The organism is Amycolatopsis sp. NPDC114503 (assembly GCF_055633655.1).
On record NZ_JBVKDT010000001.1, the window covers coordinates 1066418 to 1085870 of the forward strand.

At 68.5% G+C, this 19453-nt stretch carries 18 protein-coding genes; 11 read left to right on the forward strand and 7 right to left on the reverse strand.

Annotated features, from left to right (window positions below; all coding sequences use genetic code 11):
• Nucleotides 1-2: 2 nt before the first annotated feature.
• A complete protein-coding gene (gene leuA, locus ACZ7OI_RS05220) occupies nt 3-1787 on the reverse strand; it encodes a 2-isopropylmalate synthase (protein WP_470262907.1) in 1785 nt (594 codons plus the stop codon).
• Between the two features lie 244 nt (nt 1788-2031).
• On the opposite strand from leuA, the gene ACZ7OI_RS05225 reads away from it, so the two are divergent.
• Nucleotides 2032-2409 (forward strand): hypothetical protein, encoded by a 378-nt coding sequence (locus ACZ7OI_RS05225; protein ID WP_470262908.1) that lies wholly within the window; start codon nt 2032-2034, stop codon nt 2407-2409.
• Here the strand turns inward: ACZ7OI_RS05225 and ACZ7OI_RS05230 are convergent, their stop codons facing one another.
• The 3 genes from ACZ7OI_RS05230 to ACZ7OI_RS05240 form a co-directional block, all read right to left on the reverse strand.
• Nucleotides 2410-3051 (reverse strand): hypothetical protein, encoded by a 642-nt coding sequence (locus ACZ7OI_RS05230; RefSeq protein WP_470262909.1) that lies wholly within the window; start codon nt 3049-3051, stop codon nt 2410-2412.
• A gap of 69 nt (nt 3052-3120) precedes the next feature.
• Entirely contained in the window at nt 3121-3759 is a 639-nt protein-coding gene (locus ACZ7OI_RS05235) for a hypothetical protein (protein ID WP_470262910.1), read from the reverse strand.
• Nucleotides 3760-3890: 131 nt separating this feature from the next.
• The gene (locus ACZ7OI_RS05240) at nt 3891-4481 is read right to left on the reverse strand and encodes a nitroreductase family protein (protein WP_470262911.1); all 591 of its coding nucleotides are present in this window, start codon (nt 4479-4481) and stop codon (nt 3891-3893) included.
• A 236-nt stretch (nt 4482-4717) separates the two neighbouring features.
• Between ACZ7OI_RS05240 and ACZ7OI_RS05245 the strand changes: the two genes are divergently transcribed.
• From ACZ7OI_RS05245 to ACZ7OI_RS05260, 4 genes are all read left to right on the forward strand, one after another.
• Nucleotides 4718-5983, forward strand: coding sequence for an aspartate kinase (locus tag ACZ7OI_RS05245; RefSeq protein ID WP_009084527.1), 1266 nt, complete (start codon nt 4718-4720; stop codon nt 5981-5983).
• The gene (locus ACZ7OI_RS05250) at nt 5983-7023 is read left to right on the forward strand and encodes an aspartate-semialdehyde dehydrogenase (protein ID WP_470262912.1); all 1041 of its coding nucleotides are present in this window, start codon (nt 5983-5985) and stop codon (nt 7021-7023) included. The genes ACZ7OI_RS05245 and ACZ7OI_RS05250 overlap by 1 nt, the downstream gene beginning before the upstream one ends.
• Nucleotides 7024-7592: 569 nt before the next feature.
• Nucleotides 7593-8783 (forward strand): RtcB family protein, encoded by a 1191-nt coding sequence (locus tag ACZ7OI_RS05255; RefSeq protein ID WP_470262913.1) that lies wholly within the window; start codon nt 7593-7595, stop codon nt 8781-8783.
• A gap of 58 nt (nt 8784-8841) precedes the next feature.
• Complete coding sequence (locus ACZ7OI_RS05260; RefSeq protein WP_470262914.1) at nt 8842-9219, forward strand: hypothetical protein; 378 nt, start codon at nt 8842-8844, stop codon at nt 9217-9219.
• A gap of 482 nt (nt 9220-9701) precedes the next feature.
• On the opposite strand, the gene ACZ7OI_RS05265 is transcribed toward ACZ7OI_RS05260, so the two are convergent.
• Nucleotides 9702-10850 carry an MFS transporter gene (locus tag ACZ7OI_RS05265; RefSeq protein WP_470263442.1) on the reverse strand — a complete coding sequence of 383 codons (1149 nt, stop codon included), beginning with the start codon at nt 10848-10850 and terminating at the stop codon, nt 9702-9704.
• 673 nt (nt 10851-11523) lie between these two features.
• On the opposite strand from ACZ7OI_RS05265, the gene ACZ7OI_RS05270 reads away from it, so the two are divergent.
• Entirely contained in the window at nt 11524-12075 is a 552-nt protein-coding gene (locus tag ACZ7OI_RS05270) for a hypothetical protein (RefSeq protein WP_470262915.1), read from the forward strand.
• Nucleotides 12076-12187: 112 nt separating this feature from the next.
• On the opposite strand, the gene ACZ7OI_RS05275 is transcribed toward ACZ7OI_RS05270, so the two are convergent.
• Nucleotides 12188-13240, reverse strand: coding sequence for an alpha/beta hydrolase (locus ACZ7OI_RS05275; protein ID WP_470262916.1), 1053 nt, complete (start codon nt 13238-13240; stop codon nt 12188-12190).
• A 129-nt stretch (nt 13241-13369) separates the two neighbouring features.
• Between ACZ7OI_RS05275 and ACZ7OI_RS05280 the strand changes: the two genes are divergently transcribed.
• The 5 genes from ACZ7OI_RS05280 (at nt 13370) to ACZ7OI_RS05300 (ending at nt 17203) form a co-directional block, all read left to right on the forward strand.
• Entirely contained in the window at nt 13370-13942 is a 573-nt protein-coding gene (locus ACZ7OI_RS05280; protein ID WP_470262917.1) for an NADPH-dependent FMN reductase, read from the forward strand.
• Between the two features lie 133 nt (nt 13943-14075).
• Entirely contained in the window at nt 14076-14498 is a 423-nt protein-coding gene (locus ACZ7OI_RS05285; RefSeq protein ID WP_470262918.1) for an organic hydroperoxide resistance protein, read from the forward strand.
• Between the two features lie 40 nt (nt 14499-14538).
• The gene (locus ACZ7OI_RS05290; RefSeq protein ID WP_470262919.1) at nt 14539-15015 is read left to right on the forward strand and encodes a Dps family protein; all 477 of its coding nucleotides are present in this window, start codon (nt 14539-14541) and stop codon (nt 15013-15015) included.
• Between the two features lie 94 nt (nt 15016-15109).
• Nucleotides 15110-16501, forward strand: a complete 1392-nt coding sequence (locus tag ACZ7OI_RS05295) for a glutamate decarboxylase (RefSeq protein ID WP_470262920.1) — start codon at nt 15110-15112, stop codon at nt 16499-16501.
• Nucleotides 16502-16576: 75 nt separating this feature from the next.
• Nucleotides 16577-17203 carry a TIGR03085 family metal-binding protein gene (locus tag ACZ7OI_RS05300; protein WP_470262921.1) on the forward strand — a complete coding sequence of 209 codons (627 nt, stop codon included), beginning with the start codon at nt 16577-16579 and terminating at the stop codon, nt 17201-17203.
• A 363-nt stretch (nt 17204-17566) separates the two neighbouring features.
• Here ACZ7OI_RS05300 and ACZ7OI_RS05305 read toward each other — a convergent pair whose 3' ends face one another.
• Nucleotides 17567-19414, reverse strand: a complete 1848-nt coding sequence (locus tag ACZ7OI_RS05305; RefSeq protein WP_470262922.1) for a S9 family peptidase — start codon at nt 19412-19414, stop codon at nt 17567-17569.
• Nucleotides 19415-19453 lie beyond the last annotated feature (39 nt).

Consider the following 19453-nt stretch of genomic DNA (forward strand, 5'->3'; position numbering starts at 1 on the left):
GATCAGCGGTTGGCCCGGTTGACCGCGCTCACCACGGCCCGCAGCGAAGCGGTGACGATCGACGGGTCGATGCCGATGCCCCAGAACACGCGGTCGGAGATCGCGCATTCGATGTAGGACGCGGCGCGCGAGTCGTCGCCGGGGCTCAGCGTGTGCTCGCTGTAGTCCAGGAGCCTCAGGTCGTAGCCCACAGTGGACAGTGCGTCGAAGAACGCGGCGATCGGCCCGTTGCCGCGGCCGGTGATCTCGTGCTCGTCGCCCTCGACCTTCACCGTGGCCTCGAGGTCGTACTCGCCGCCGCCGTTGTCGGTGACGCGCTGCTTGATCAGCTCCAGCGGGGTCTTCGACTCCAGGTACTCGGCCGAGAACGCGCGCCACATGGTGGCCGGGTCGACCTCGCCGCCCTCGGTGTCGGTGTAGGCCTGGATGACCTTCGAGAACTCCATCTGCAGCCGGCGCGGCAGGTCCAGCTGGTGCTCGGCCTTCATGATGTAGGCGACGCCGCCCTTGCCGGACTGCGAGTTCACCCGGATCACGGCCTCGTAGGTGCGGCCGACGTCCTTCGGGTCGATCGGCAGGTACGGGACCTCCCACGGGTGCTCGTCGACCGGGACGCCCTTCTTGTCGGCGGCGTCCTTCATCGCGTCGAGACCCTTGTTGATCGCGTCCTGGTGGCTGCCGGAGAAGGCGGTGAACACCAGGTCGCCGCCCCACGGCGAGCGTTCCGGGACGGGCAGCTGGTTGCAGTACTCGACGGTCCGCTTGATCTCGTCCATGTCGGAGAAGTCGATCTGCGGGTCGATGCCCTGGCTGTAGAGGTTCATGCCCAGCGCGACCAGGTCGACGTTGCCGGTGCGCTCGCCGTTGCCGAACAGGCAGCCTTCGATCCGGTCCGCGCCTGCCTGGTAGCCCAGTTCGGCGGCGGCGATGCCGGTGCCGCGGTCGTTGTGCGGGTGCAGCGACAGGATCACCGAATCGCGGCGCTCCAGGTTGCGGCTCATCCACTCGATCGAGTCGGCGTAGACGTTCGGCGTCGCCATCTCGACGGTCGCGGGCAGGTTCAGGATCACCGGCTTCTGCGGCGTCGGCTGCCAGATCTCGGTGACCGCGTTGCACACCTCGAGCGCGTAGGACAGCTCGGTGCCGGTGTAGGACTCGGGCGAATACTGGAAGCGGAAGTCGGTGTCCGGCTGCTTGGCCGCCAGCTCGACGACCATTTCGGCGGCCTGCGTCGCGATCTTCTTGATGCCCTCGCGCTCCTCGCGGAACACCACGCGGCGCTGCAGGATCGAGGTGGAGTTGTAGATGTGGACGATCGCCCGGGGCGCGCCTTCGAGGGCCTTGAAGGTCCGCTCGATCAGCTCGGGACGGCACTGGGTCAGCACCTGGATGTGCACGTCGTCCGGGATCGCGCCCTCTTCGATGATCTCGCGCACGAAGTCGAAGTCGGTCTGCGACGCGGCCGGGAAACCGACCTCGATCTCCTTGTAGCCCATGCGGACCAGCAGGTCGAAGAACTTGCGCTTGCGCGCGGGCGACATCGGGTCGATCAGCGCCTGGTTGCCGTCGCGCAGGTCGACCGCACACCACAGCGGCGCGCGCTCGATGCGCTTGTCCGGCCAGGTGCGGTCGGGTACGTCGATGTTCTCGACGACGTCGTACCAGGGGCGGTAACGGTGAACCGGCATGGACGTGCCGCGCTGCGGGTTCCACGAGGGCTGTCCGGCGGGCGCGGGACGAGAGGGCGTGCGCAGACGGGAGTTAGTGGTGCGGGGGTCGGTGCTCATCGCGGGAAAATCTCCTGAACGGATCGGTGCGGACGACCGGCACCACAAAGCCCCGCGACGAGGAGCCGGTCAGATCAGGCCCCGTCGCGGCAGCGAAGCAGGAGTTCACGCGCCACGGGGTCACTGTAACCACCCGGCACGCCGAAAGGAAAGCCGCCCGCCGCGATCGAACTGTTACGTCGGGTGGCTGATACCTGTTACTAGCGGGTAGCGGGCCGCGAAGCGACGTGCCAGACTGCCCGGCATGGGCGAGCACGCGGAAGAAGCGCAGGAAACCGAGGCGAAGGCGCGGCCCCAGCGCACCCCGGTGGACTGGCGGCGCACTCGTGAGCGCGCGGTGTCGTTCATCGCGTCACTCGTGCGCTGGGCAGGGCTGCTGTTCGCCGCGGTCTTGGTGCTGCACGTGATTTTCGTCATCGGCGAGGCCAACCAGGGCAACGGCATCGTCTCGTTCGTCCGCAGCTGGGCCGACGGGCTTTCGCTCGGCTTCAAGGACCTGTTCACGCCTGGCGACGCGAAGCTGCGGGTGCTGGTGAACTACGGCATCGCTGCGGTGTTCTGGCTGGTTGTGTCGGGGATTCTCGCGAAGATCATCCGTCGCGTCGGAGGCGCTGGCGCCTGATCACGGCTGCCAGACGATCGGATTTTCCCGGTAGTCCGTGCCCTTGGCCAGCCAGGCGAAAGAGTCGTCGTCGTACCTCGCGCTAGTCACTGTGGTGCCGGGGACGGCCAGTTCCATCGTGCACGAGCGGTAGGTCGCGCCCTTGGCCGTGAAGCCGACGGTGGTGTCGCTATGGCACTCCGGTGAGTCCCCGGTCAGGCCCGTCCTGCCTTTGGAGCCGTCCTTGAGCAGGCCGGTCACTTTGATCGAGTAGGCGTCGGAGAAGTCATCGCCGGTCTCGTTCGACACGGTGACCTGGACGTAGAACGGCACCAGCCCGGTGAGGTCGTCGCCGAGATTCATCTTGGCCAGTTCCGCCTCGGTGCCCCGGTCGATGCGGGTCACCATGACGCCGATCGCGCCGAGAGGCGAGGAGTCGGTCGTGAACGGCACCACGGCCTTCTCGCCGATTTTGAGAATCGTGCCCGGCTTGGTGTAGGCGATCTTCGGCCGCGCGTGCGCACTGGTCGAGGCAGGTGCCGAGGTCGAGGCGGGCGCTGAGGCCGAGGCGGTGCCCGGCGGCGGCGCGTCGGGCGCGCCCGAACACGCGGACAGTGTGAATGCCAACGCCGCCACCACGACGATCGGTCTTCTGCCAGACATCAGTTCTCCCCAGAACGCGAAAGGGGCGTCAGCCCTCGGCTGACGCCCCGCGGCGGTTTCGCGCCCAGCTTACTGCCAGGTCACCGCGTCCTTGCCGTAGTCGGTGTTCGGAGCCAGGTCCCGGTAAGTGCTAGCTCCGTAGCTAGCCCCCTTGACCTCCGCACCGGCCGGAGCCAGCGCCAGCACGCAGCTGGTGTACGAAGCGCCCTTCGTGGTGAACGCCTTGCCCGAGTTGCCGCTGTCGCACTTCTCGAACTTGCCGATCACGCTCACGTGCGGGCCGCTGGTGCCGTCCGCGAGCAGGCCGTTCATCAGGCCCAGCGAGCTGTAGGCGAAGTCCGAGCCGGTCTCGTTCGTGACCTTGACCTGGATGTAGTACGGCGTCATCCCCTTGGCTCGGTCGCCGAGCTTCAGCGGGGCCAGGTCGGCCTCGACGCCCTTGTCGATGCCGGTCACCGTCACGCCGATCGCGCCGGTGATCTTCTGCGACTTGAACGGCACCACGGCCTTCTCGCCGATCTTCAGCTTCGTGCCCTGCTTGGTGTAGTCGGCCGAGGCGGACTCGCCGGCGGGCGCGGCGGACGAGGAAGACGAAGGCGCGGCCGCGGACGAGGCGGGCGGCGTGGCGATCGCCGGAGCGGGAGCCTTGTCGTCCGAGCTGGAACACCCGGACAGTGCGAACGCCATCGCCGTTGCGGAAATCGCCATTACAACCGGCAGCCCAGTACGCATCTCGTCGCTCCTTGAGGATTCTCCTACCGATTCAGTGGCCTGACCGGCTTGGTGCCTATCTGACCGCAGAAGCGGGTTGCCGGTTCCCTCGAATGCTCACGAAACGGTCACAGTGCCGGAGACCCCCATTTGTCGCCGAAGGCGAACTCCTCGATCGGCAGCCGTCGCCGAGGGGCGAGTTCTCGTTCGATGCGTCGCGGGTCCTCCAGTACCGAAGCGTCAGCGGCCGATCCGACGGCGATCGCCACCCTGGCCACCGCCTCGTCCGGCAGGCTGAACTCCGCGCGGACCGCGTCCGGCGAGAAGCCCGCCATCTGGTGCGCGATCAGGCCGAGTTCGACCGCCTGCAGGACGAGGTTCTCGGTCGCCAAGCCCAGTCCGTAGTCGGTGTAGGGCACCTCCCCCTTCTCGTTCGTGGTGACCATCACGCCGATCAGCAACGCGCTCGCCCGGAACGCCCAGGCCTGGTTCCCGGAGTTCAGCGTCGCGAGGATGCGCGGGAAGACCGGGTCGCCTCGGCGGCCGACGAGGTAGCGCGCCGGCTGGGTGTTGCCGAAAGACGGTGCCCACCTGGCGGCTTCGAGCAAGGCGGTCAGCTGGGCGGCGGTGATCTCGGCGGTCTCGTCGTAGGCCCGCGGGCTCCAGCGCTCGGCGATGGCCGGCGCGACGGGGACGCTCGTCTCGGCTGGTTTGCGCATGCGGCGAACCGTAGTACGACCGGGAGTGCTCTCCGTCACTCCGGAGGAAGGGCTTCGAGCTTTCCCCTGGCGTCAAGGAAAATTTACTTCCAAATGCTCCGAGCGGGCCGTGGCGGACCACTCGATGGGGTGGCGGGCGCCGTTCGCGCCGGTAGGCTCTTCTCCAAATGAAGGGCCGTGGGCGCTCCTCGGTGCCCTCCAAGGAGTACGCCCCGGCCCGTCAAGGAGGTTCGGGCGTGGCCCTCGTGGTCCAGAAGTACGGCGGATCGTCGCTGGAAAGTGCCGACCGGATCAAGCGCGTGGCAGAACGGATCGTCGCGACCAAGAAGGCGGGCAACGACGTGGTCGTCGTGTGCTCGGCGATGGGCGACACCACTGATGAGCTGCTCGATCTGGCGCAGCAGGTGAACCCGGCGCCGCCGGAGCGGGAAATGGACATGCTGCTCACCGCCGGTGAGCGCATCTCGAATTCATTGGTCGCGATGGCGATTTCCGCGCAAGGCGCGCAAGCCTGGTCGTTCACCGGTTCCCAAGCGGGCGTGGTCACCACGTCGGTGCACGGCAACGCGCGCATCATCGACGTCACTCCGAGCCGCGTCACCGAGGCGCTGGAGCAGGGTTACGTCGCGCTGGTGGCCGGTTTCCAAGGCGTGGCACAGGACACCAAGGACATCACGACGCTCGGCCGCGGCGGTTCCGACACCACCGCGGTGGCGCTCGCCGCCGCGCTGAACGCGGACGTCTGCGAGATCTATTCCGATGTGGACGGTGTGTATTCGGCCGACCCGCGGATCGTGCCGGACGCCAAAAAGCTCGACACCATCCCGTACGAGGAGATGCTGGAGCTCGCGGCGAGCGGATCGAAGATCCTGCACCTGCGTTCGGTCGAGTACGCGCGCCGCTACGGCGTGCCGATCCGAGTCCGTTCTTCTTACAGCGACAAGCCGGGCACCACGGTGGCCGGATCGATCGAGGAGATCCCCGTGGAACAAGCGCTGATCACCGGTGTGGCACACGACCGCTCGGAAGCGAAGATCACCGTGACCGGCGTGCCGGACCACGCCGGGGCCGCGGGCAGGATCTTCCGGGTCGTCGCCGACGCCGAGATCGACATCGACATGGTGCTGCAGAACGTGTCCAGCACGTCGTCCGGCCGCACCGACATCACCTTCACGCTGTCGAAGGCCAACGGGGCCAAGGCGGTCAAGGAACTCGAGAAGATCAAGGCGGAGATCGGCTTCGAGTCGGTGCTGTACGACGACCACGTCGGCAAGGTGTCGCTCGTCGGCGCCGGGATGCGCTCGCACCCTGGCGTCACGGCGACGTTCTGCGAGGCGCTGGCCAACGCGGGCGTGAACATCGAAATCATCAACACCTCGGAGATCCGCATTTCGGTGCTGATCCGCGACGCGCAGCTGGACGAGGCCGTGCGCGCGATCCACGAGGCGTTCGAACTGGGCGGCGACGAGGAAGCCGTCGTCTACGCGGGGAGTGGTCGCTGATGGCACAGGGTCTTCGCGTCGGCGTGGTCGGGGCGACCGGCCAGGTCGGCGCCGTCATGCGCAAGCTGCTCGACGAGCGGAACTTCCCGGTCGAGCAGATCCGGTACTTCGCCTCGGCCCGTTCAGCGGGACGCACGTTGCCGTGGCGCGGCGAGGAAATCACCGTCGAGGACACCGCGACCGCTGATCTGTCCGGTTTGGACATCGCGCTGTTCTCCGCGGGCGGCGCGACTTCGCGCGAACAGGCGCCGCGGTTCGCCGAGGCGGGCGCGATCGTGGTCGACAACTCGTCGGCTTTCCGTCGCGACCCGGACGTGCCGCTGGTCGTCAGCGAGGTCAACCCGGAAGCGATCAAGAACGTGCCGAAGGGGATCATCGCGAACCCCAACTGCACCACGATGGCCGCGATGCCGGTCCTCAAGCCGCTCCACGACGAAGCCGGTCTGGTGCGGATCATCGCGAGCACCTACCAGGCAGTCTCCGGAAGCGGCCTCGCCGGCGTCGACGAACTCGCCGCTCAGGTGAACGCCGTCGCTTCGCGCGCGGCTTCGCTCACGCACGACGGTTCGGCGGTCGAATTCCCGGCCCCGGCCAAGTATGTCGCGCCGATCGCATTCAACGTCCTGCCGATGGCCGGGTCCATTGTGGACGACGGCACGTTCGAGACGGACGAGGAACAGAAGCTGCGCAACGAAAGCCGGAAGATCCTGGGCATCCCGGAGCTGCTGGTTTCGGGCACGTGCGTCCGCGTTCCGGTGTTCACCGGGCACTCGCTGTCGGTGAACGTCGAATTCGAGCGGCCGCTGTCGGTCGAGCGAGCGACGGAACTGCTGTCGACCGCGCCGGGCGTGCAGCTGGCCGACGTGCCGACGCCGCTGCAGGCCGCCGGCATCGACCCGAGCCTGGTCGGGCGCATCCGCACTGACCCGGGCGTCCCGGACGGCCGAGGCCTGGCGCTGTTCGTTTCCGCCGACAACCTCCGCAAGGGGGCGGCGCTGAACACCGTGCAGATCGCCGAGCTGGTGGCGCAGAACCGCTGAGTTCGCTGGCAAAACTGCCCGGTCCCTTGTTCAGGGGCCGGGCAGTTTTCACTTCTTCTTCTGCCGCGGCCTGATCGGTTTCAGTCCGAACGCGACCCGGATCTCCGGCTTCCGCACGGGCCGCAGGACGGAAGGCCACGGCGCTCGAGGTGCCGCCAAGCCCGAGCAGGCAACCGACGAACGCCACGAGCGCTAGATAGAGCACGGCCTGGCCGCCGATCGCCCGCCGCATCGCCCGGATTCCCCGCCGCACCTCCCGCTCCGCGTTCGCGCCGGACGCGGGCATCGGCTGGACGGGATCACCTCGGACAACCACCTCAGGTTCGGGAACCGGGCCAGGAGACCGCCGGGTGTCCGGGACCGCTCCCCGCTGCTCGGCGAACCGGCTGGCGCGGCTCCGGATCTTCCGGAGCAGCCCGGCCCAGTGTGGCTCCTCGGTCGCCGCCGCGTTGCCGGGCGCCGATTTCCGTTTTCGTTCCACCTGTGCCCCGATGACGGAAAACCCGTTGTCGCGAGCGGCCCGGTGCCGGATGCTGAGCGGGCAAACTTCGTTCTGGGAAAGGAAAGTCATGTACACGGCAGTGGACGGCGCGCGGGTTCCGATCCGGATGTGGGCAGATCCCGCGTCGGTCGAAGACCAGGCGATGCGTCAGCTGCGCAACGTCGCCAACCTTCCTTGGGTGCACGGCGTCGCGGTGATGCCCGACGTCCACTACGGCAAGGGCGCGACGGTGGGCAGCGTCATCGCCATGCGCGACGCCGTCTCTCCGGCCGCGGTCGGCGTCGACATCGGCTGCGGGATGAGCGCGGTGCGGACGTCGCTCACCGCGAGCGACCTGCCGGACGACCTCGGCAAGCTGCGCAAGCGGATCGAATCGTCGGTGCCGGTCGGGTTCGGGCTGCACAAGACGCCGGTCAACACCGCGAAGGTGCACGGCGTCGGCGGCTGGGACACGTTCTGGAAGGCGTTCGGCGATCTGCACGAGGGCGTTCAGGACCTGCGCAAGCGAGCGCACCTGCAGGTCGGCAGCCTCGGCGGCGGCAACCACTTCATCGAGGTCTGCCTCGAACAGGGCGGAGCCGACGAGGGCCGGGTCTGGCTGATGCTGCATTCGGGTTCGCGCAACATCGGCAAGGAACTCGCCGAGCGGCACATGGCGATCGCGCGGAAGCTGCCGCACAACCGGGATCTGCCGGATCCCGACCTGTCGGTGTTCGTCGCGGACACGCCGGAAATGCAGGCCTACCGGCGCGACCTGTTCTGGGCGCAGGACTACGCGGCGCGGAACCGGGCGACGATGATCGCGCTGGTGAAGCTCGCGGTCTCGGACGTGATCCCGGGAACGACTTTCGACGACGCGATTTCGTGCCACCACAACTATGTCGCCGAGGAAACCTACGACGGCGTCGACCTGCTCGTGACCCGCAAGGGCGCGATCCGGGCCGGCTCCGGCGATCTCGGGATCATCCCGGGCAGCATGGGAACCGGCTCGTACATCGTGCGCGGGCTCGGCAATACCGCGTCGTTCGAATCCGCGTCCCACGGAGCCGGACGGCGGATGTCGCGGACGAAGGCACGCAAGACGTTCACCGCCGCCGACCTCGCCGCGCAGACCGCGGGCGTGGAATGCCGGAAGGACACCGGGGTCGTCGACGAGATTCCGGCCGCGTACAAGGACATCGAGACGGTGATCAAGGCACAGACCGACCTGGTCGAGGTGGTCGCCCACCTCAAGCAGGTCGTGTGCGTGAAGGGCTGAGGGATTCCCGCGGGCGAACCGCACTGGTCCGCTCGCGGGACCCGCTACCCTGAAGTTCATGAAGAACTGGGGGATGGCTGTCGTTTTGGTGGCGGCGGGAACGTTGCTGGCCGGCTGCGACCAGGTCGATTCGGCGGTCAATCAGACGAATTCCGCGGTGGACAAGGTCTCCACGTGCACCGAAGCGCTGGGGCTGGCGGACCTGAACCCGTTGGTGGACGGCGAAAAGCTCAAGGCCCGAGCGCAGGACAAGGAACGACGGCTGCGCGAGCTGGCGGCGAACGTCAAGGAGGAGGACGTCAAGAACGCCCTGCTCGGTATGGCTGACTCGTATGTCCAGGTGCAGAAGGAACACCTCGAGGACGCCGGGGTGATCGCCCGGTGGACCAAGCGGAACCTGGAGAAGCTCGACGGGCTGCGCAAAGCCTGCACCTGATCGCCGCCCGTCCTGGCCTGATCTGCCCCCGGTCCTGCACCGCACCCTCCTGGCCCGCATCGACCTGGCCCGCACCGACCTGGCCCGGCCGACCTGGCCGATCTGGTCTGGCTCGCACCGGCCGCCCCGGCCCGGCCCGCTCGGCCTCGTCCTGGCTTGGTTTGGCTTGGTCGACCTGGCTCGCCCCGGCCGACGTGGCCCGTCTGGTCGACGTGGCCCGTCTGGTCGACGTGGCCCGTCTGGTCGACGTGGCCCGCCCCGGTCGACCTGGCCCGGCCCGCGCAGGCCGATCTGGTCTGGCTGGCACCGGCCGCCCCGGCCCAGCCCCCTCGGCCCGTCCTGGCTTGGCTCGGTCGGCCCGCCTTGACCTGGCTCGATCCAGCCCAGCCTGGCTCGATCCAGCCCAGCCTGGCTTGCTCCAGCCCAGCCCGCCTCCAACGCAACCGGCCACCACCCGAACCTCCGGCCCGCGGCCGTTCAACTCACCGACGAGCCCGCACCGCGGCCGCCAGTGAAGGCGTCCGCACCGGCCTCCGGCGCAGCGACCACACGAGACCCAACGCCGCCAGCGCCAGCCCGCCGAATCCGGCCGCCGCGAAACCCCACGCCGGGCTCGAATGGTCGATCGCGAACCCGACCACCGGGCTCCCCGCGGCCAGCCCGAGCCGCGTCGACGCGTCCTGCAGGCCCATCGCCTCGCCGCGAACGGCGGGCGGCGCGAGTTCGCTGACCGCCTCCGTGGTGGCCGCGAGCGTCGGGGCGCAGACCAGGTTCGTCGGGATCAGCACGAGCATCAGCAGCCACCACGGCTGCGTCACCAGCCCGACCGGGATCACCAGCAGCGCGAGCAGCAGCATCAGCATTCCCTGCGGCAGCGACTTCCGCACCGCGCCGTGCACGATGCCGCCGATCATCGAAGCCGCGCACATCACCGCGATGACCAGGCCGGTCCAGCTGACCTCGTCGTGGGAGCGCAGCGCGGCCAGCGTCGCGACCTCCGTGCCGACCAGGCAGAACAGCGTCCCGGCGGCGATCAGCAGGGTCGCCAGCAGCCGTCCGGTCAGCCAGGACCGCAGCGGCGGGCGCACGGTGCCGGTCGGGGCGAGTTCGTCCTCGTTCCGGATCGGCGGGTTGAGCAGGAAGATCAGCAGCGCGGTGACACCGAAGACGGTTCCGATGCCGCTCAAGGTCAGCGTCGCCGACAGTTGCGAGATCGCCGCGATCCCGGCCGCCGGGCCGATCATGAACGACGCCTCGACCAGGATCGTGTCCAGCGAGTACGCCGCGCGCCGCTGTTCGGCGGGCACGAGCGCGGCGAGGATCTGCCGCGCCAGCGAACCCGCGGGTACGGACAGCACGCCGGCCGGCAGCGCGCACACCACCAGCGCCCCGTAAGAAAGATGCGGCGCCGCGAACCAGAACGCGGTGGACGACAGCCCGCACACCGCGACCACCGGGCGCAGGCCGTAGCGGTCGATGGTGCGCCCGATCACCGGCGCGCCGAGCGCCATGCCCAGCGTGACGGCCGCGCCGACGACGCCCGCCGCGCCGTAGCCCCGGCCGAGGCCGCTGACGACGTACAGCGTCAGCGTCACGCCGGTCATCGTCATGGGCACGCGTGCGAAGAACATCAGCGCCATCGACGGGCGGACCCCGGGGACGCTCAGGACGCGGCGATACGGCTGAAAAGGCACGTGCCCCATGAGAGCAAGAGTTGGTACGAGCGTGCAACTTCTTTTCGTCACACCCTCCTGAGCGCCGCCGTGCGCCCGGCCGGGTGTCGCGCGGGCGTCCGGCGGGGCCGGAAAATGCGCGCGCGACCTGGGTGATAACTTCATCGGCATCGCGGAAAGCATTCTCGCCGCCCATTCGCGAACAGTTTTTCATATTTCTGCGCCGACCTTGGAGTTCTCCGGTCGAAGCGGCGGCGAGCCCCGGAAAAAAAGGGGAGCGGCCCCGAATGCGGGCGGCGGTGCGTGCGTGGGGGACCCACCACGGTCGGACGAGCGAGATCGCGCGTCCCGACGGGGTGATGAAGGTAATCGATCACGAACTACGCCTGTGTGAGTGAGCAGTACCGCCATTCGGGCAATCCGGCTACTATGAGTCAGATTCAGCTCTGCGGTCCGTGATCGTCGGGGGACGCGCAAGCCGTCCACGTTAATCAATTGCGGGCCGGTTCCCGGTCTTTGAATTCGGCACGTAAGGGTTAGAAAAACTCCCTATCCGGTGATCGGCTGGTGTTGGGCCGACACGGCGGGTATCGATTTACCCGGCAGGTCCCAGAGGCCAGGGAGGTAAAGAATGAAAGGCAAGATCGGGCGGATCATCGCTGTGGTCGCCGCGGGCAGTCTGCTGGCCGTCGGCACTTCGGGGATGGCCTCCGCGAGCCCGGCGGGCGGCAAGGGCTCCTCGGCCACTCAAGCCGTCGCCGCGCAGGTACTGCAGATGCGTGACGACCTCACCAAGGTGGCGTACGCCGGAGACGTCGCGAAGACCAGGGCGGACCTCACCCGGCTCAGCCCGGTGCTCGCCGACATCGCGGCGGGCAAGCGCTACCAGGTCCAATCCGAAACCCAGCAGCTCTCGTCGGCGGCGAAAGTCCGCGCGGACGAGTCCAACCGGCTCCTCAGCGACCCGACGGCGACACCGCGGCAAATCCCGCCGTTGCCGATCCCGCCGCTGCCGGACCTGCCCGGGCCGCTCAAGGCGGTGAGCGACCTGGTCAAGGGCCTGCTCGCCGCGGTCACCAGCCTGCTGGCCGGGCTGCTCGGCGGGGTGCCGGCGCCACCGCTGCCGACGCCGCCGCTTCCGGCCCCGCCGGTGCCCGCACCGGTGCCAGTGCCTGGCACCTGAGCAGTTCGAACAGGAGGGGAAAAGGCCCGGAGCCTGGTGCGTTCGCCGCACCAGGCTCCGTTCCATGTCAAGCCTCGTGAGTGGCTACGCCGGTTCTAACCGGCATCGTCACTCACGAGCGCTTGGCGAGCCCCACCCGCAGCGCTCCGGCCATCTCGGCGATCGCCTCCCGGAACCGCGTCCCGACCCCGGCGAAGTTGAGGAATCCGTGGATGAGGTCGGCCTGCCGGCTGAGCGCCACCGGAACCCCCGCCGCACGCAGTTTTTCCGCGTACGCCTCGCCTTCGTCGCGCAGCGGGTCGAAGCCCGCGGTCACGATGTACGCGGGCGGGAGTCCACTGTGGTCAGACGCGAGCAGCGGCGACATCCGGGGATCGGCCTTGTCGACGCCCTCGGGCGCGTAATGCCCCTCGAACCACACCATCGCCTCGTCGGTGAGGAAGAGGTCTTCGCCGAACAGCGTGCGAGACCGGCGTCGTGTGGTGAAGTCGACTGCCGGGTAGATCAACAGCTGGAACGCCGGCGCCGGGCCGCCGCGCCGGGTCGCCTCCAGCGCGACGACGGCGGACAGATTGCCGCCCGCGCTGTCGCCGCCCACCGCGATCCGGTCCGGGTCCGCGCCGAGGTCGGCTGCCTTGGCGTGCGCGTAGTCGAACGCGGCCAGTGCGTCGTCCACCGGCCCGGGGAACGGGCACTCCGGCGCGAGCCGGTATTCCACTGACAGCACCCGGACTCCGGCGTGCTTCGCGAGGTAGCGCGCGGCGTTGTCGTGCGTGGCCCGGCTGCCGATGACCCAGCCGCCGCCGTGGAAGAACACCAGCAGCGGGGACGGCTCCGGCAGCCCGGCCGGGGTGTAAAGGGTGGCTTCGAGGGACGCGTCGCCGGACGGGATGGCGACGTCGCGGGTCGCGACGGGGTTGATCCGCTTGCCGTTCACCAGGTGCTGGCTCGCTTCCAGCAGCGCGCGCGACCGCTCGACCGAGCCGTTGACCAGCGAAGCGCCGGAGAACTTCTGCAGCCGCAGCAGCAACTGGGCGTCGAGGGCGAGTTCCTGGCCGTCCAGCCGCAGCGGCGCTCCGGCGATCAGTCTGCGCACCGGCCGGGGCAGCCAGAACACCAACTGGGCGGCGGCAGTCTGGGCGCGGATCTGCAGCGGTATGGCCATCGTTCCTCCTCGAACGCCGGATGAGCCGAGGTTACTTGCCAGTAGGTACGTTGGTCCAGTCGGTGTGTGACCCAAGCCTCCGTCCCAGATTCTGGTCCTCCAGTTAGGTCGAGGGGTTAGCCTCGACCTGTGACTTCGGCGAAAAAGGTCAAGGTGCTGGGTATCGGCGGCTCGCTGCGAGAGGGCTCGCAATCCGAGCGTGCCTTGCGTATCGCGCTCGCCGCCGCGGAGGAACGCGGCGTCGTGACCGAGCTGATCCCGGGTCCCGAGCTGGTCCTGCCGTTTTATGACACCGCCACGCTGGAGCGCGACGAACGCGCGAGGAGGCTCATCGAGGGCGTGCGCCAGGCGGACGGGCTCATCGTCGTCTCGCCCGGCTACCACGGCGGGCTGTCCGGGCTGGTCAAGAACGCCCTGGACTACGTCGAAGACCTCCGCGAAGACACCCGCCCTTACCTCGACGGCCGCGCGGTGGGTCTCGCCGCCGTCGCGTACGGCTGGCAGGCCGCGGTCACCACGCTCGAACAGCTCCGCACGATCACGCACGCGCTGCGCGGCTGGTCCACTCCGCTGGGTGGTTCCATCAACTCCGCCGAGACGAAATTCGACGAGGGCGGCGGGGCTTCCGACGAGAAGAGCATCCGGACGTTGCGGCTCATCGGTGAGCAGGTCGCCGAGCACGCGCTGCTTCGCGCGCGCTGACGTTTCGCCTCCTCATATCCCGGTTATTCCTGGCGTGATGACTGCCATGCCGGGGCACTGTTCCGCGGATGCGGAGTGTTGAACTCATTGAGACGCTGACTCCGGAGGCGTCCCCGATGAGGAGGTAACACGCATGGCCGAGCCGATCTACACCGCCGTCGCGACCGCGCGAGGAGAAGGCCGCAACGGCGACGTGACGTCCTCGGACGGCGTGATTGACGAGTCGCTGGCGATCCCCAAGGAGATGGGCGGACCCGGCGGCGACAAAACCAACCCGGAGCAGCTGTTCGCCGCGGGGTACTCCGCGTGTTTCCTGAGCGCGCTGCAAGCCGTGGCCCGGCAGGCGAAGGTCGCGCTGCCCGCGGCGACGGTGACCGGATCGGTCAGCGTGTTCAAGAAGGACGTCGGGTTCCAGCTCGGCGTGCGGCTCGACGTCTCGCTGCCCGGTCTGGCGAAGGCCGACGCCGACCAGCTGGTCGAGCAGGCGCACCAGGTCTGCCCGTACTCCAACGCGACCCGCGGCAACATCGAGGTGGAGCTGACCACCAGTGTCTGATTAGGCACCGTCTGACCAAGACAGAGGAGGGACACCCGAGATGACCACTTCCCCCATCAAGAGCCCGCTTTCCGACGCGGACAAGGAGATCACCGGCAACGCGCTGCAGGCGACGCTGACCGATCTGATCGACCTCTCGCTCATCGCGAAGCAGGCGCACTGGAACGTGGTGGGCCAGAACTTCCGCAGCGCGCACCTGCAGCTCGACGAGCTGGTGTCGACCGCGCGGCAGTACGTCGACGAGGTGGCCGAGCGTGCCGCCGCGATCGGGGTTTCGCCCAACGGCAAGGCGAAAACCGTCGTCGCGACGTCCGGTGCGCCGGAGTACCCGGACAACTGGCAGTCCGTCGACTCGACCGTCTCCGCGATCGTCGACACCCTCGCGGCGCTGATCGAACGGCTCCGCAAGCGCATCGACGAGACCGACAAGAGCGATCTCGTGACGCAGGACCTGCTCATCGAGATCACCCGCGCGCTGGAAGAGGCGCACTGGATGTGGCAGGCGCAGCAAGCCTGACCCGCTTCGCCTGAAGAAAGCCGTCCGCCTTTGCCGCGGACGGCTTTTCTTCATCCGGTGGTCGTCGCGGGCGCCCGGCAGTAGGTTCGCTGCCATGGTGCTGCATCAGGGGAAACAAGATCGGGCAGACCGGAAGACGGGCACGAATCCGTTGTACGCCGGGAGCAATCCGGCGCTCGCCGCGGACTTCACGATGCCGCGCGACCGGCTGCGGGACGATTCGCTGCCGCCGGACACGGCGCTGCAGCTGGTGCGCGACGAGCTGATGCTCGACGGCAACGCGCGGCTCAACCTCGCCACGTTCGTCACGACGTGGATGGAGCCGCAGGCGCGCGAGCTGATGGCCGAATGCGTCGACAAGAACATGATCGACAAGGACGAGTACCCGCAGACCGCCGAACTCGAGCGGCGCTGCGTCAACATCCTCGCCGATCTGTGGCACGCCCCGGATCCGGCTGACATCATGGGCTGTTCGACCACCGGGTCGTCCGAGGCCTGCATGCTCGCCGGGATGGCGCTGAAGCGGCGCTGGTCGAAGCTGGGCCGCACCGGAAAGCCGAACCTGGTGATGGGCGTCAACGTCCAGGTGTGCTGGGAAAAGTTCTGCGAATACTGGGAAGTCGAACCGCGGCTGGTGCCGATGGAGGGCGACCGGTATCACCTGTCCGCGGAAGAAGCAGTGAAACTCTGCGACGAGAACACCATCGGCGTCGTCGCGATCCTCGGCTCGACCTTCGACGGCAGCTACGAGCCGGTCGCCGAGGTCGCGGCCGCGCTCGACGCGCTGCAGGAGCGGACCGGCTGGGACATCCCGGTGCACGTCGACGGCGCGTCCGGCGCGATGATCGCCCCGTTCCTCGACGAGGACCTGGAGTGGGACTTCCGGCTGCCGCGCGTCGCGTCGATCAACACCTCCGGGCACAAATACGGCCTCGTCTACCCCGGCGTCGGCTGGATCGTGTGGCGCGACAAGGCCGCGCTGCCCGAGGAATTGGTGTTCAACGTCAATTACCTGGGCGGCGACATGCCGACCTTCGCGCTCAACTTCTCCCGCCCTGGCTCGGAAGTCGCCGCGCAGTACTACACCTTCGTCCGGCTGGGTCGCGAAGGTTTCCGTGCGGTGCAACAAGCTTCGCGCGACGTGGCGATGTATCTGGCCGACGAGATCTCCAAACTGGAGCCCTTCGAACTCCTCACCCGCGGCGACCAGTTGCCGGTTTTCGCTTTCACCACGCGCCCGGACATCACCGCGTTCGACGTCTTCGACGTTTCCCGCCGCCTCCGCGAACGCGGCTGGCTCGTGCCCGCGTACACCTTCCCGGACAACCGCACCGACCTGGCGGTGCTGCGCGTCGTCGTCCGCAACGGCTTCACCCACGACCTGGCCGACCTGCTGCTCGCCGACCTGAAGCGCGTGCTGCCGGAACTGAACCGCCAGCCGTCCCCGCAGCACGACCCGGCCACATCGACCGGCTTCCACCACTAACCGGCGAGTACTCCGCCTTCCTCCCCTCCGCCGCCCTCAACGGAGTGGCTTCGCCACGCAGTACTGTCCCTAGGCATGGGCCTTGCCAAGGATGAACGCCAAGCGCTGAGCGACCTCTTCGAGCAGCTCGGCCCGGACGCCCCGACCCTGTGCGAGGGCTGGCAGACGCGGGATCTGGCCGCGCACCTGGTCGTGCGAGAACACCGGCCGGACGCGATGCCCGGGATCGTGGTGCCCGCTCTCGCCGGCCACACGCAGCGGGTGCAGGACGGCGTCGCGGCGCGCCCGTGGGACGACCTGGTCGGCCAGGTGCGCCGAGGCCCGTCCCGCTTCTGGCCGACGTCGATCGGTCCGGTGGACGAGGCGACGAACAGCGCGGAATTCCTGGTGCACCACGAGGATGTCCGCCGGGCGCAACCGGATTGGACCCCGCGCCCGGCCGACCCGTCGAGGGACGCGGCGGCTTGGCGGTTGGCTACGCGGACGGCGAAGCTGAACCTGCGGAAGTCGCCGGTCGGGGTAGTGCTGCGGACTCCGGACGGCCAGTCGGCCTCGGTGAAGTCGGGGGCTCCGGTGGTGTCTGTGGTGGGCGAGCCGGTGGAGTTGCTGCTGTTCGTCTTCGGGCGAGATGCGGTGCAGGTGACTTACGAGGGGGATGAGGCTGCGGTGGAGCAGTTGAAGGGCGCTAAGCGCGGGCTGTGAGCCGGGCCGGGTGTGATTACTGGCCGAGTCGCTCGCTGATGTCGCTCCAGCGGGGTGCGCGGGTGCCTTGAGAGGTCGCGAGCGGCACACGGCCGAATAAACCGATTTCGCAGAGGACGCCGGACGAAGGAGTGGAATCTGGAGCCGGTAGTTCCGGTGCCGGTGGAGCGATCCCGGTCTGGGCGGCGGTGGATCGAGCGTGAACTCCTCGACCGCGATGTGCGAACCCCGGTGAACGTCCAGGCCATGGTCACCGGGTGATCAAGGCATTGATGGTCGCCGTTCCAGCCGTAGCGATTTCGCAGTCTGCCCCGATGTTCCGAAAGCCCGGGCCGCCCAGGAAACCCTGGACGGCCCGAACCCTCAGCGCATTCCCAGCGCCCGCAAAGCGAAATACACCTCAATAGACGTCTGCTTGATCGTCTCCGCGATCACCAGCGAGCCGTGCCCCGCGTCGTACCGGTAGAACTCGTGGGGCGCGTCGCGCTTGGCGAGGCGGTCCAGGTAGTTCTCGATCTGTCGGATCGGGCAGCGCGGGTCGTTGTCGCCGGCCAGGATCAGGACCGGGGCGGCGACCGCGTCCACGTATGTCAGCGGCGAGCATTCGCGATACACCGCCGGCACGTCTTCCGGAGATCCGCCGAACAGGGCGCGGTCGAACGAGCGCAGTTGTTCCATCTCGTCCTCGTAAGCGGCCACGTAATCGGCCACCGGCACGCCCGCGACTCCGGCTGCCCACCGCGTCGGCTGGGTGCCCATTGCCAGCAGGGTCAGGTATCCGCCCCACGAAGCGCCGTTCACGACGCACTTGTCCTTATCGGACAGTCCACTTTCGACAGCCCAGTCGTGCACCGCCGCGACGTCTTCCAGTTCCGTCAAGCCCGGGCGGCCTTCGATGGCGTCGCGCCACGCCGAGCCGTAGCCGGTGGAACCGCGGTAGTTCACCTCGACCACGGCGAATCCGGCGTCCAGCCAGGTCGCGCGGTAGGCGGAGAAGCGGTCTTCGTCGGCCGCGTGCGGGCCGCCGTGCAGCGAGAACACCGTCGGCAGCGGGCCGTCGGGAGCGTCCGCCGGGCGGGAAACCAGCGCGTGGATCCGGCCGCCGACACCCTCGACGAACGCGTCGGTGACCGGCGACGAACCCGGTGCGCGCTCGCCCGGCGGCGTCAGCAGGACGGAGTCGGTGCCGTCAGCCGCGCGGGCACGGACCGCGGCGGGCTCCGCGGCGCTGGACCACGAGTACTCGATCGTTCCGTCCGGTCGCACGCCCGCGCCGCCGATCCTCCCGGCTGGAGTGTCCACAGCGGACAGTTCGCCGGTGTCGAGGTCGTAGCGGTACAACGAACTGCGCGCCTCGTGGAAGTGCACGACCAGCAACGCGCGAGCGTCCGGATACCAATCCGCGACGACCTCGCCGGGCAGATCGATCAGCAGTTCGGTTTCGGTGTCCGCCTGCACGTCCCACACCAGCAGTTCTTCACGACCGCGGCGTTCGTGCAGGACCAGCACGCGCTGGTCGCCCGGCAGGGGCGAGAACTCCAGCGCCTGCAAGCCTTTTCCTTCGCCGTCCCACTTCTCGGCGACGGTGGCGAACCCGTCGGTGGACAGCACCCGCAACGCCGGATGCCGCGAATCCCCGTGCTCGGAATGGGAAATGGCGAGCAGGCTTTCATCGCGCGACATCGACGCGATCCCGGCGTCGTCCGAGTGCTGGTAGAAACGCTCGGTGACGCCGTCGATTTTCGCGAACAGTTCGCTGCCGTCGTCAGTCGAAACGCCGGCCGCGATCACTCGCCTGCCGATCTCGAGACCGGCCGGATATCCGTCGTGAATATCGGGCAATGCTTTGACGGCCGCGGAACTGTCGCCGTCGAACGGCTGGCTGCGCCACGATCCGAACTCGTCGCCGTCGGTGTCGTCGAACCACCAGATGGCCGTTCCGTCGGGCGCGGGCGTCGCGTGCAGGGTGCCGTTGGGTCGATTGGTGACGCGCCGGTGACTGTCGGTGGCCCGGTCCCACGCGTAAACCTCCCATACGCCACTGGCGTTGGAGACGTACACGTTGGCGTCGGGTGCGTCGCGGGCCCACTCGGGCACCGAGATGCGCGGCGCGTGGAACCGCGCCAGCCAGCGCTTTTCGGCTTCGGCGTCGTCGAACAGGCGGTCCGGGACCACCGCGGGCGGATTTTGGTTGCCTGACTGCGTGCTCACCCCTCGATCCTGCCACCTTCCACCCGTACTCTGTGCGGG

Bases quoted from the DNA above. Each gene is read 5' to 3' on its own strand.
- ACZ7OI_RS05240 (WP_470262911.1), bottom strand. From the start codon at position 4,481: ATGCGCAAACCAGCCGAGACGAGCGTCCCCGTCGCGCCGGCCATCGCC.
- ACZ7OI_RS05275 (WP_470262916.1), bottom strand. From the start codon at position 13,240: ATGGCCATACCGCTGCAGATCCGCGCCCAGACTGCCGCCGCCCAGTTG.
- ACZ7OI_RS05295 (WP_470262920.1), top strand. From the start codon at position 15,110: ATGGTGCTGCATCAGGGGAAACAAGATCGGGCAGACCGGAAGACGGGC.
- ACZ7OI_RS05255 (WP_470262913.1), top strand. From the start codon at position 7,593: ATGTACACGGCAGTGGACGGCGCGCGGGTTCCGATCCGGATGTGGGCA.
- ACZ7OI_RS05270 (WP_470262915.1), top strand. From the start codon at position 11,524: ATGAAAGGCAAGATCGGGCGGATCATCGCTGTGGTCGCCGCGGGCAGT.
- ACZ7OI_RS05230 (WP_470262909.1), bottom strand. From the start codon at position 3,051: ATGTCTGGCAGAAGACCGATCGTCGTGGTGGCGGCGTTGGCATTCACA.
- ACZ7OI_RS05260 (WP_470262914.1), top strand. From the start codon at position 8,842: ATGAAGAACTGGGGGATGGCTGTCGTTTTGGTGGCGGCGGGAACGTTG.
- ACZ7OI_RS05225 (WP_470262908.1), top strand. From the start codon at position 2,032: ATGGGCGAGCACGCGGAAGAAGCGCAGGAAACCGAGGCGAAGGCGCGG.
- ACZ7OI_RS05235 (WP_470262910.1), bottom strand. From the start codon at position 3,759: ATGGCGATTTCCGCAACGGCGATGGCGTTCGCACTGTCCGGGTGTTCC.
- ACZ7OI_RS05250 (WP_470262912.1), top strand. From the start codon at position 5,983: ATGGCACAGGGTCTTCGCGTCGGCGTGGTCGGGGCGACCGGCCAGGTC.
- leuA (WP_470262907.1), bottom strand. From the start codon at position 1,787: ATGAGCACCGACCCCCGCACCACTAACTCCCGTCTGCGCACGCCCTCT.
- ACZ7OI_RS05265 (WP_470263442.1), bottom strand. From the start codon at position 10,850: ATGTTCTTCGCACGCGTGCCCATGACGATGACCGGCGTGACGCTGACG.
- ACZ7OI_RS05285 (WP_470262918.1), top strand. From the start codon at position 14,076: ATGGCCGAGCCGATCTACACCGCCGTCGCGACCGCGCGAGGAGAAGGC.
- ACZ7OI_RS05300 (WP_470262921.1), top strand. From the start codon at position 16,577: ATGGGCCTTGCCAAGGATGAACGCCAAGCGCTGAGCGACCTCTTCGAG.
- ACZ7OI_RS05290 (WP_470262919.1), top strand. From the start codon at position 14,539: ATGACCACTTCCCCCATCAAGAGCCCGCTTTCCGACGCGGACAAGGAG.